The organism is Isoptericola sp. NPDC019571 (assembly GCF_044389385.1).
Lineage (GTDB): Bacteria > Actinomycetota > Actinomycetes > Actinomycetales > Cellulomonadaceae > Isoptericola > Isoptericola nanjingensis.
The window spans coordinates 50292-61864 of record NZ_JBIRXZ010000007.1; the positions used below are offsets into that span (position 1 = coordinate 50292).

At 74.5% G+C, this 11573-nt stretch carries 8 protein-coding genes; 7 read left to right on the forward strand and 1 reads right to left on the reverse strand.

Features of this window, described 5'->3' with window-relative positions; all coding sequences use genetic code 11:
* The first annotated feature begins 2 nt into the window (after nucleotides 1–2).
* On the forward strand, nucleotides 3–2666 hold the full coding sequence (locus ACH443_RS13545) for a beta-galactosidase (protein ID WP_430590607.1): 2664 nt from the start codon (nucleotides 3–5) through the stop codon (nucleotides 2664–2666).
* A 2-nt stretch (nucleotides 2667–2668) separates the two neighbouring features.
* Nucleotides 2669–3901 carry an ROK family protein gene (locus ACH443_RS13550; protein ID WP_429763268.1) on the forward strand — a complete coding sequence of 411 codons (1233 nt, stop codon included), beginning with the start codon at nucleotides 2669–2671 and terminating at the stop codon, nucleotides 3899–3901.
* Between the two features lie 12 nt (nucleotides 3902–3913).
* Here the strand turns inward: ACH443_RS13550 and ACH443_RS13555 are convergent, their stop codons facing one another.
* Entirely contained in the window at nucleotides 3914–4975 is a 1062-nt protein-coding gene (locus ACH443_RS13555; RefSeq protein ID WP_430590608.1) for a LacI family DNA-binding transcriptional regulator, read from the reverse strand.
* Between the two features lie 230 nt (nucleotides 4976–5205).
* Here ACH443_RS13555 and ACH443_RS13560 point away from each other — a divergent pair, with 230 nt between their 5' ends.
* The 5 genes from ACH443_RS13560 (at nucleotide 5206) to galK (ending at nucleotide 11551) form a co-directional block, all read left to right on the forward strand.
* Nucleotides 5206–6045, forward strand: coding sequence for a carbohydrate ABC transporter permease (locus ACH443_RS13560; protein ID WP_429763782.1), 840 nt, complete (start codon nucleotides 5206–5208; stop codon nucleotides 6043–6045).
* 3 nt (nucleotides 6046–6048) lie between these two features.
* Nucleotides 6049–6960, forward strand: a complete 912-nt coding sequence (locus ACH443_RS13565) for a carbohydrate ABC transporter permease (RefSeq protein ID WP_429763272.1) — start codon at nucleotides 6049–6051, stop codon at nucleotides 6958–6960.
* 49 nt (nucleotides 6961–7009) lie between these two features.
* Nucleotides 7010–8353: an ABC transporter substrate-binding protein gene (locus ACH443_RS13570; RefSeq protein ID WP_430590609.1), complete on the forward strand. Its 1344-nt coding sequence runs from the start codon at nucleotides 7010–7012 to the stop codon at nucleotides 8351–8353.
* A gap of 115 nt (nucleotides 8354–8468) precedes the next feature.
* Nucleotides 8469–10277 (forward strand): beta-galactosidase, encoded by a 1809-nt coding sequence (locus ACH443_RS13575; protein ID WP_430590610.1) that lies wholly within the window; start codon nucleotides 8469–8471, stop codon nucleotides 10275–10277.
* Nucleotides 10277–11551 (forward strand): galactokinase, encoded by a 1275-nt coding sequence (galK, locus tag ACH443_RS13580; RefSeq protein WP_430590611.1) that lies wholly within the window; start codon nucleotides 10277–10279, stop codon nucleotides 11549–11551. Before ACH443_RS13575 ends, galK begins: the two co-directional genes overlap by 1 nt.
* Nucleotides 11552–11573 lie beyond the last annotated feature (22 nt).

Genomic DNA, 11573 nt, shown 5'->3' on the forward strand with positions numbered 1-11573 from the left:
TCGTGACCAGCAGCGTGACGAGCAGCGTGACCAGCAGCGTGACCGGCAGCGTGACCGGCAGCGTGGTGCTGGGCCCCTCGGGCCTGGTGGTGGACGGCGAGGAGAAGGCGCTGCTGTGCGCCTCCCTCTTCTCCTTCCGCCTGCCGCGCGAGGAGTGGGCGGCGCGGCTCGCCCAGGTGCGGGCGACGGGGTACGACGCCGTCGACGTCTATCTGCCGTGGAACTTCCACGAGCTCGAGCCCGGCCGGTGGGACTTCACCGGGCGGCGCGACGTCGGGACGTTCCTCGACCTCGCCCACGAGGCGGGGCTGCTCGTGGTCGCCCGCCCCGGGCCGTACATCTGCTCGGAGTGGGACGGCGGCGCGCTGCCCGCCTGGCTCACGCTCGAGCCGGGGCTGCGGCTGCGCCAGGCCGAGCCGCGCTACCTGGCCCGGGTGCGGGAGTGGTTCGACCAGGTGCTGCCGATCCTGGCCGCTCGCCAGCACGGCCGCGGCGGCAGCGTCGTGGCCGTGCAGCTGGAGAACGAGCTCGACTTCTTCGACTGCGACGACCGGGCGGGCTACGTCGGGGCGCTCGCGGCCACGGCGCGCGAGCACGGCATCACCGTGCCGCTCGTCGCGTGCGCCGGCCAGGGCGACCTGGTCGGCGCGACGGGCGGGGTCGACGGCGTGGCGCCGGCGTTCAACTTCTACCCGGACGACCGGTCGCCCCACGTCGAGGCGGAGGTGCGCCGCTACGCGGACCTCGTCGCCGACCGGGGGCTGCCGCTCCTGGTCACCGAGACGAACCGGCGGCACGTCACCCTGCGCCGGCTGCTGGTCAGCGGCGCGACGCTCCTCGCGCCCTACCTGCAGGCGTCCGGCTTCGACCTCGGGTACACGCCGTCGGTGGGGAACTGGGGCGACCCGGGCAGCTTCATGACGCACGACTACGACTTCGGCGGGTTCCTCTCGCCGGTCGGCGCCCCGCGCCCGGAGACGGCCCAGGCGCGCGTGCTGGCCGCCGTCGTGCGGACCCTCGGCCCGGCCCTGGCGCGCGGCGTGCCCCGGGCGGCGCCCGGCGCGTACGCGACGTCGGCGCCGACGAGCGCGTCGCCGTCGTGCCTCGGGCTCGACGGCGGCGGATCGCTCCTCGGCGTGCCGAACCTCGGGGAGTCGTGGGCCGAGGCGCTGCTGCCGGTCGACGCCGAAGGCTCGGCGACCGTGGAGGTGGCGCTGCCGCCCGCGTCGTGCCTGCTGGTGCTGCGGGACCTGCCCCTCGGCCGGTTCGGGGCACCCGGGACGCTGCGCCTGTCGACCGCCGACCTCGTCGCGGCGGGACCCACCGGGCTCGAGCTCGCCGGCGAGGGCCGGGCGGTCCTCGTCCTCGAGGCGCACGACGGCCGCACGACGCTCGTGGAGCTGGCCGCGCCCGCACCAGGAGCGCCGGTCCGCGCGACCGCGCGTGCCGGCGACGACCGGTGGGACGTCGTCCTGCGCCACCCGCAGGACGTGCCGGGGCCGGGGGAGAGCTCCGCCCCGCCCGTGCCCGCGGGGGACGTGGACGCCGACCCCGCGCAGGACGCGACGGTCCGCGTCACCGACGTGGCGCGGGCCGTGCGGCTCGACCTGCCCGTCCGCGACGGCCGACCCGAGGCGTACGACCTTCCGCCGGCGTCGGAGGAGGTCGGAGTCCACCGCGGCCGCACGCACTACGCGGCCGACGTCACCGGCGCCGCCGCGCTGCTGCTGGAGGGCGCGGGCGACATGGTCGACCTCGCCCTCGACGGCGTCGTCCGCCCGACCCTCGGGCGCTTCGGCGCGACGACGGTGGTGGCGACCGGCGGCGCGAGCCGGCTGACCGCGACCGTCGAGACCTGGGGCCACGCCAACTTCGACGACGCCCGGCTGCCCGGCCTGCGCGCCGGGTCGCTGCGCGGCCTCGGGCGGGTCTGGTCGGTCGCGGCCCGTGACGACGTGTCCGCGCACTGGAGCGTCGGGGGCGGGGAGCAGTGGGCGGGCGACCCGGCGCCGCTGCGCACGCTCGGCGGCTGGAGCAGCACGCGGGTCGGGCGGCCGGTCACGTACCGGCGGTCGCTGCCCGTGGACGGCGTCCGGCACCACGCCCTGCGCCTCGACGGCGTGCCCGGGGCGGTCGACGTACGGGTGGACGGCGCGCGGCGCACGGTGACGGCCGAGGACCCGTGGCTCCACCTGGCGCCCGGGGAGGGCGCGGACGTCGCCGTCACGCTGTCGCACACGCCGGGCGCGCTGAGCGGGGCGGAGCTGCTGCGCCTCGACCCTGTGCGCGGCTGGCAGGTCGAGGCGCAGCCGGACACGGCGCTCGTGGGGCTGGCCGCGCGGCCGGCCCCGGGCGCGGACGTGGGGCTGCCGCTGGAACTCGAGCCCGGCGACGAGGCGTGGTTCGACGTCGCGCTGCCGCCCGGCGGGTGGTCCCTGTGGTTCGCGGGCACCCAGGTGCGTGTGAGCGCCTTCGCGCACGGCGAGCTGCTCGGCCGGGTCTGGCTCGACGACCCCGCCGCGCCCCGGTTCTCCGGGGGCCGGCCGACCCGCCTCTGGCTTCCTGCGGCCTGGAACGAGGGCGGGCTACGCTTGCTCGTGCGCGCGACCGCCGGGCCGAACCGACCGCAGCTGGCGCGTCTTCGCACCGTCGCCACCCAGGAGTGACCATGGCAGTCGAGAGGCGGACGTCGCGCGACATCCGCAGCGAGTCCCGGCTGGACGTGATGCACGCCCTGCTGTCGGCCGAGGAGGCCACCCGCAACGAGCTGGCCCGCTCGACCGGGCTCAGCCCGGCCACCGTGGCCACCGTCGTCGGCGACCTGCTCTCCGAGGGCATCGTCACCGAGTCGCGGCTCAGCGCCGGCCGGGTCGGGCGGCCCACCGCCAGCCTGCGCATCAACGCCGACCGCGGCCGCGTGGTGGGCATCGACGTCGCGGAGACGTACGTGCGCGCGATCGTGTTCGACGCCGCCCTCGACGAGGTGGCGGCGGCCGAGACCCCGCGCGACGAGCACGAGAGCTCACCCGAGTACGTCGTCGAGGGCATCGGCCGGACCTTCGACGCCGCCCTCGCGAGGGCCGGCGTGGACGCCGCCGACGTCCTCGGCGTCGGGGTGGCCCTCCCCGGCATCGTGCAGCGCGCGTCGGGGGTCGCCGTCGTCGTCCCGCACTGGAGCTGGCGATCGGTCGAGCTGGACAGCCTGCGCGACCGGATCGGCGTGCCCCTGGTGCTCGACAACCCGCTCAAGGCGATCGCGACCGCGGAGCTGTGGTTCGGCACCGGCCGCGGGGCCGACTCGATGGTGACGGTGAACCTCGGCACCGGGGTCGGGGCGGGGATCGTCCTGGAGGGCCGCATCCTGCGCGGCGCGACCAACGCCGCGGGGGAGTGGGGGCACTCCCTGCTCGCGGTCGACGGCCGGCGCTGCCGGTGCGGTCGGAGCGGCTGCGTCGAGGCGTACGTCGGCGCGCCCGGCATCCAGCAGACGCTCCGCGAGATCGCGCCCGAGCACCCGCTGTGCGACCTGGACCTGCAGCGGGAGTTCATCCAGGCGCTCGCGAGGGCCAGCGCGGCGGACGCGCCCGACCCGGCGGTCGAGGAGACGCTCGCGACGACCGCGCGCTACCTCGGGTCCGCGCTCGCGGACCTGGTGGCGGTGGTGAACCCGGAGCGGGTGACCCTCACGGGCTGGACGACGTGGGCCATCGGCGACCGTCTGCTGCCGCTCGCCCGCGCGCGCCTGGTCGAGGAGGCGCCCGGGGTGTCCGCCGCCGGGCTGAGCCTGGAGATCTCGACGGTGCGGGGGAACTCGGTGGCCACGGGGGTCGCGATGATCGCGCTGGAGCGCTTCCTCGGCGACGTCGGCCTGGTCACGACCCGGGCCGCGATCGCGCTCTGACCGGGCCGGGCGTCACGGCCGTCGCGGCGCCGGACCGGTGCTCTCCCGCACGACGAGCCGTACGGGCACGGTCTCGTGCGTGCCGCTCAGGTCGACCTCGTCGCGCACCTGGCGCAGCAGCAGGTCGACCAGGCTGCTGCCGATGCGCGCGAAGTCCTGCTCCACGGTGGTCAGCGGCGGCCACAGGTGCTCGGCGAGGGTGATGCCGTCGAAGCCGACGACGGACACGTCGTCCGGCACCCGGCGCCCGGCCTCGTGCAGGGCGTGCAGCACGCCGGCCGCGGTCTCGTCGTTGGCGCAGAACACCGCGGTGACGTCGGGGTCGGTGGCCAGCTCGCGGCCGACGGCGTACCCGGTCCGGGCGGTCCAGTCGCCGTGCAGGGGCTCGGGGACGGCTCGGCCGCCGGCCTCGAGCGTGGCGCGCCAGGCGTCGATGCGGCTCCGGGCGGGCAGCGAGTCGTCGGGGCCCGCGACGTGGTGCACGGTGCGGTGACCGAGGTCCAGCAGGTGCTGCACGGCGAGGCGCGCGCCCTCCGTCTGGTCGGCGCGCACGGCGGGGTGCGTGCCGACGAAGCGCGAGTCGGAGACGACGACGGGCAGCTGCGCGGGCAGGGCGAGCGTGTCCGGGGTGGCGGACTCGGCGCGCACGATGACGAGCCCGTCGATCGCCTGGTGGGAGAGGCGGGTGACGGCCGCGGAGACGTCGTCGGGGGACGGGCTCTCGACGTCGACGATGGTGACGGTGTAGCCCTCCGCGCGGGCGGCCTCGACGACGGCCTCGACGGTGCGCGACTCGCCCGTGCGGGCCAGCTGGTGCGCGATGACCCCGAGCGTGCGGAAGCTCCCGTACCGCAGCGCGCGGGCGGCGGTGTTGGGCGCGTAGCCCAGCTCGGCCATGGCGGCGAGCACGCGGTCGCGCGTCGCGGGCTTGACGTTGTCGAGCCCCATCGAGACGCGGGAGACGGTCTGCGAGGAGACGCCCGCGAGCGCCGCGACCTCGGCCATCGAGGGCGCCGTCCGGGGGCGTGCCCGCCCTCGAGTCTGCACGCCGGGCACGCCGTTCGTCTCCACCATCGCCGCCTCTCGTGCCGCTTCTCGTGCGGCATCGCGTGACTCTGCCGACGTCCGGGGCTTGACATCCCCGGCGCCTCGCGACACTCTAGTCCGGCCAGGATGTTTACGTAAACATTTGGCTCCGTCCTCCTGGGAGTTGCTTCGTGACCGCAGACGCTCCGGCATCCTCGCCGCCCGCCCCGACCGCCGTGCCCGCCGTGCGCCGCAGCCGTCGGCGCTGGACGGGATGGATGTTCGTCGGCCCGTTCATGCTGGTGTTCGCGCTGGTGTTCCTCGCCCCGATCGCCTACTCGCTGTACCTGTCGGTGTTCCGCACGCAGATGGTGGGCGGCACCACGTTCGTCGGGCTCGAGAACTACGCGCAGGCGCTCGCCGACCCGCAGTTCTGGGAGGGCCTCGGCCGCGTCAGCCTGTTCCTGCTGGTGCAGGTGCCGATCATGCTCGGCATCGCGCTGCTGGTCGCCCTCGCGATCGACAGCGGCCGGCTGTACGGCAAGAGCTTCTTCCGGATCTCGATCTTCATGCCCTACGCGGTGCCGGCCGTCGTCGCGGCCCTCATGTGGGGCTTCATGTACGGCACGCGCTTCGGCCTGGTGGGCAACATCAACGACGCCTTCGGCGTCAGCCTGCCGAACCCCCTGTCGCCGGACCTCGTCCTGGCGTCGATCGGCAACATCGTGACCTGGGAGTTCGTCGGCTACAACATGCTGATCTTCTACTCCGCGCTGCGCGTCGTGCCGCACTCGCTGTACGAGGCGGCGGAGATCGACGGCGCCGGCCAGTGGCGCGTCATCAGCGCCATCAAGCTGCCCGCCATCCGCGGCGCGCTCGTCATCGCGACGATCTTCTCGATCATCGGCAGCTTCCAGCTCTTCAACGAGCCCAGCATCCTGCAGTCGCTCGCCCCGAACGCCATCACGACGTCGTACACGCCCAACCTGTACGCCTACTCGCTGTCGTTCTCCGGCCAGCAGTACAACTACTCCGCGACCGTGGCCATCATCATGGGCCTGATCACCATGGTGATCGCCTACGTGGTGCAGCTGCGCGGCATGCGCAAGGAGGCGTGACCCGTGTCGACGCTGACCGCCCCCGCCCGTCCCGCCCCGAGGCTGCGCACCCCGCGCCACCACTCGGTGGCCCGGCCGCGCCGCAGCCCGCTGCTCACGGTGCTCACCGCCGTCGTGCTCGTGTACTCGCTGGTGCCGCTGGCCTGGCTGCTCATCAACGCGACCAAGACGCAGGAGGACCTGTTCTCCTCGTTCGGCCTCTGGTTCGGCGACTCGTTCTCGCTGTGGGACAACATCGTCACCACGCTGACCTACGACGACGGCGTCTTCGTGCGGTGGTTCGGCAACACCGTGCTGTACGTGGTCGTGGGCGCGGGCGGCGCGACGTTCCTCGCCATCCTGGGCGGCTACGCCCTCGCGAAGTTCGACTTCCCGGGCAAGCGCGGGGTGTTCGCGCTCGTCATCGGCGCGGTGGCCGTGCCCGGCACGGCGCTCGCCGTCCCGACCTTCCTCATGTTCAGCCAGCTGGGCCTGACGAACACCCCCTGGGCCGTGATCATCCCGTCGCTGATCTCGCCGTTCGGCCTGTACCTCATGTGGACCTTCGCGGCCGAGGCCATCCCCGGCGAGCTGCTCGAGGCGGCCCGGATCGACGGGGCGGGGGAGTTCCGCACCTTCTTCCGGGTGAGCCTGCCGCTGCTCGCGCCGGGGATCGTCACCGTGCTGCTGTTCACGATGGTCGCCACCTGGAACAACTACTTCCTGCCGCTGATCATGCTGCGCGACTCGTCCTGGTACCCCCTGACGCTGGGCCTGAACGCCTGGAACGCGCAGGCCGCCACCGCCGGCGGCGAGGCCATCTTCAACCTCGTCATCACCGGCGCGCTGCTGACGATCCTGCCGCTGGTCGCCGCCTTCCTGCTGCTGCAGCGCTACTGGCAGTCCGGCCTGGCCGCCGGGTCCGTCAAGGAGTGACCCCGTACCTCCCCGCGTATCCCCCGTCTGACAACGAAGTGAGGACCCCATGAACGCACGATCCCGCCACCTGGCGCGCGGTACCGCCCTCGCCGGCGTGCTCGCCCTCGGCCTGGCCGCCTGCGGCTCCGGCGACGACGGCGGCTCCGGCGGCGGCGACGCCGCGCCCGTCGACACCGCCGCCGTCCTCGAGAAGGGCGGCGAGATCACCGTGTGGGCGTGGGAGCCCACGCTGGAGCAGGTCGTGACCGACTTCGAGAAGACGTACCCGAACGTCACGGTGAACCTCGAGAACGTCGGGACGGGCAACGACCAGTACACGGCCCTGCAGAACGCGATCTCGGCGGGCGACGGGGTGCCCGACGTCGCGCAGGTCGAGTACTACGCCGTGCCGCAGTTCGCCATCTCCGAGGCGCTGACGAACCTCGGCCCGCTCGGCGCGGACGACCTGGACGGCACGTTCAGCACCGGCCCGTGGAGCTCCGTGCACAGCGGCGACGGCGTCTACGGCCTGCCCATGGACTCCGGCCCCATGGCCCTCTTCTACAACGAGGACGTCTTCGAGAAGTACGGCGTCGACGTGCCGACCACGTGGGACGAGTACCTCGAGGCCGCCCGGACCATCCACGAGAAGGACCCGAAGGCGTACATCGCCAACGACATCGGCGACGCCGGCTTCACCACCAGCATGATCTGGCAGGCGGGCGGGCACCCGTACCAGGTCGACGGCACCGACGTGACGATCGACTTCGCCGGCGACCAGGGCACGCAGAAGTTCGCGGAGGTGTGGCAGCAGCTGATCGACGAGGACCTCCTGGCCCCCGTCGGTTCGTGGAGCGACGAGTGGTACCAGGGCCTCGGCAACGGCACCATCGCGACGCTGACCATCGGCGCGTGGATGCCCGCCAACCTCGAGTCCGGCGTCCCGCAGGGCAAGGGCAAGTGGCGCGTCGCCGAGATGCCGCAGTGGGAGGCCGGGCAGCACGCCACCTCCGAGAACGGCGGCTCGTCGCTGACCGTGCCCGCCGCCAGCACGAACGCGGAGCTCGCCTACGCCTTCGTCGACTACGCCACGAACGGTGACGGCGTGCAGGCCCGCCTCGACGGTGGCGCGTTCCCGGCCACCACGGCCGACCTCGAGTCGGACGAGTTCCGCAGCGCCGAGTCCGAGTACTTCGGCGGCCAGAAGATCAACGAGGTGCTCGCCGACTCCGCGGCCAACGTCGTCGAGGGCTGGCAGTACCTGCCGTTCCAGGTCTACGCGAACTCGATCTTCAACGACACGGTGGGCCAGGCGTACGTCTCCGGCACCACGCTGACGGACGGCCTCACGAAGTGGCAGGAGCAGTCCGCCACGTACGGCAACGGCCAGGGCTTCACCGTCAACAAGTAGTCCCGACGAGCGTCTCTGTCGGTCAGCGTCCCGGACCGGATCCCTGACCGGCAGAGACGCTCGCGCCGCCCGGCGCGACCTCGCGCTCCTCGATCCCGGAGAGGTTTTCCGCCCCATGCCCACGTTCGAGATCGGCGAGCGGGACTTCCTGCTCGACGGCCGCCCCTTCCAGGTGATCAGCGGGGCGTTGCACTACTTCCGCGTGCACCCCGACCAGTGGGCGGACCGGATCCGCAAGGCGCGCCTGATGGGGCTGAACACGATCGAGACGTACGTGCCGTGGAACTTCCACGCGCCCGAGCCCGACGTGTTCGACCTCGCCGGACGGCGCGACCTGGGCCGCTTCCTGGACCTGGTCGCCGCGGAGGGGCTGCACGCGATCGTGCGGCCCGGGCCGTACATCTGCGCGGAGTGGGACGGGGGCGGGCTGCCCGCCTGGCTCTTCGCCGGCGGGAGCGCGGGGGTCCGGCGGCACGACCCCGCGTTCCTCGCGGCCATCGGCACCTACTACGCGCACCTCCTGCCGCTGGTGGCCGAGCGGCAGGTGACACGCGGCGGCCCCGTGCTCCTGGTGCAGGTGGAGAACGAGTACGGCGCCTACCCGGGCGTGCCCGCCGACGAGCGCACCCGCTACCTGCGGGCGCTCGTCGACCTCACGCGGGAGCAGGGCATCGAGGTGCCCCTGTTCACGTGCGACCAGGCCGACGACGAGCACCTGTCGCTCGGCGGCCTGCCCGAGCTGCACAAGACCGCGAACTTCGGCTCGCGGTCGCTGGAGCGGCTCGCCGTGCTGCGGCGGCACCAGCCCACCGGGCCGCTGATGTGCACGGAGTTCTGGGACGGCTGGTTCGACTCCTGGGGGCTCGAGCACCACGTCACCGCGCCGGAGACCACGGCGGCGGACCTGGACGACCTGCTCGGCGCGGGCGCGTCGGTCAACCTCTACATGTTCCACGGCGGCACCAACCTGGGGCTGACCAACGGGGCGAACGACAAGGGCACGTACCTGCCCATCACCACGTCGTACGACTACGACGCCCCGCTGTCCGAGCACGGCGGCCCCACCGCGAAGTTCCACGCCCTGCGCGCGGTGATCGCCAAGCACGCGCCGGTGCCGGACGAGGTGCCCCTCGAGCCGGCCCCGGCACCGGAGCTCGACGTCGTCCTCGACCGGCGCGTGGCGCTCGACGCCGTCCTGGACCTGGTGTCCGGGCGGAGGTCGCGGACGTCGGCCCCGCAGCCCCCGACGATGGACGACCTGCGCCAGTGGTCCGGCTTCGCGCTGTACGGCACGAAGATCACGGCCGACGACGCCGTCCTGGTGGTCGAGGAGGTGCGCGACCGCGCCGTCGTCGCGCTCGACGGCGACCCGGTGGGCGTGCTCGACCGCACCGCCCACGCCTGGTCGCTGCCGCTGCCGCGGCGGGCCGGCACCCTGACGCTGCTCGTCGAGGACCGGGGGCGCGTCAACTACGGCCCCCGGATCGGCGAGCCCAAGGGGATCGTCGGGACGGTGCGCACCGCCACCCGCGAGCTCACCGACTGGGAGGCCGTGCCCCTGCGCCTCGAGGACGCCCCGGCGCTCCTGGACGACGCCCTGTGGGCGGCCGCGGACGACGCCGGCCGGCTCGACGGGCAGGTCGGCGGGCCCGTCGCCGGGCCGTCGTTCCACCGCGGCACGTTCGGCTCCGTGGCGGGCGTCGACCACTTCCTGCGCCTGGACGGCTGGACCCGCGGCCTCGTGTGGGTCAACGGCGAGCTGCTCGGCCGGTACTCGAGCCAGGGGCCCACGGGCACGCTCTACGTGCCCGGCCCGCTCCTGCGGACCGAGGGCAACGAGCTGGTGCTGCTCGAGCTGCACGGCGCCGCCGCGCCCCGCGCGCGGTTCGTCGCGGCCCCCGACCTCGGCCCCACGGAGGCCTGATGGGGGCGCAGCCCGTGGACGACGCCGGCTGGCACGTCGCGTGGTCGCCGGCCGAGGGCGCCCGGCGCGCCCGGGACGTCTTCGCCCGGGCGTTCGGCGGCGACCCTGCCGGCGACCCGGTCGTCGGCGTGTGGTCCGCGCCGGGCCGCGTGAACCTCATCGGCGAGCACACCGACTACAACGCCGGGCTGTGCCTGCCCACCGCGCTGCCCCACCGCACGTACGTCGCGCTGCGGCCGCGCACCGACGACGTCGTCCGCCTCGCGTCGGCGCAGGCCGACGGCCTGTGGGAGGCGGACCTCGCCGACGTCGGCGCAGACGGGGGCGCGGCCGGCGGCGTCTCCGGCTGGGGCGCCTACCTGGCCGGGGTGGCGTGGGCGCTGCGCGAGGCCGGGCACGCGGTCGGCGGCTTCGACGCCGCCGTCGACTCCTGCGTGCCGTTCGGCGCCTCGTTGTCCAGCTCCGCGGCGCTGGAGAGCGCTGTCGCCGTGGCGCTGGACGACGTGCACGGGCTCGGCCTGGGCGGCTCCGTCGCCGGCCGGTCCCGCCTGGTCGAGGCGTCGGTCCGCGCCGAGAACGACGTGGCCGGCGCGGCGACGGGCGGGCTCGACCAGTCCGCCTCCCTGCTGTGCCGCGCGGGCGAGGCGCTGCTGCTCGACTTCCGCGCGGGCCTGCCGCCGGAGGAGCACGCCGTCCCGCTGCCGTGGGACCTGGCGTCGGCCGGGCTGGCGCTGCTCGCCGTCGACACCCGCGCGCCGCACCGGCTCGTCGACGGGCAGTACGCCGCCCGGCGCGCGTCGTGCGAGCGGGCGGCCGCGCTGCTCGGCCGCGACAGCCTGCGCGACGTCGGCCCCGTGGCCCTGGACGACGCCCTCGCCGCGCTGGCCCCGCACGACCCCGACGGCGTGCTGCGCCGCCGGGTGCGGCACGTCGTCACGGAGACGGCGCGCACGGCGGACGTGGCCGAGCTCGTGCGCGCCGGCGCGTACGAGCAGGTCGGGCCGCTGATGACCGCCTCCCACGTGTCGCTGCGCGACGACTTCGAGGTCACCGTGCCCGAGCTGGACCTGGCCGTCGACGCGAGCGTCGCCGCCGGCGCGCTCGGCGCCCGCATGACGGGCGGCGGCTTCGGGGGCTCCACGCTCGCGCTGGTGCGGGACGTCGACGTCGACGCCGTCGTCGCGCACGTCCGCGCAGCGTTCGCCGACGCCGGCCTCGCCGCGCCCGCGTTCCTCCTCGCCCCGCCGTCCGCCCCGGCCGGCCGCACCGACTGACCGCACCGACCTCACATCCGCA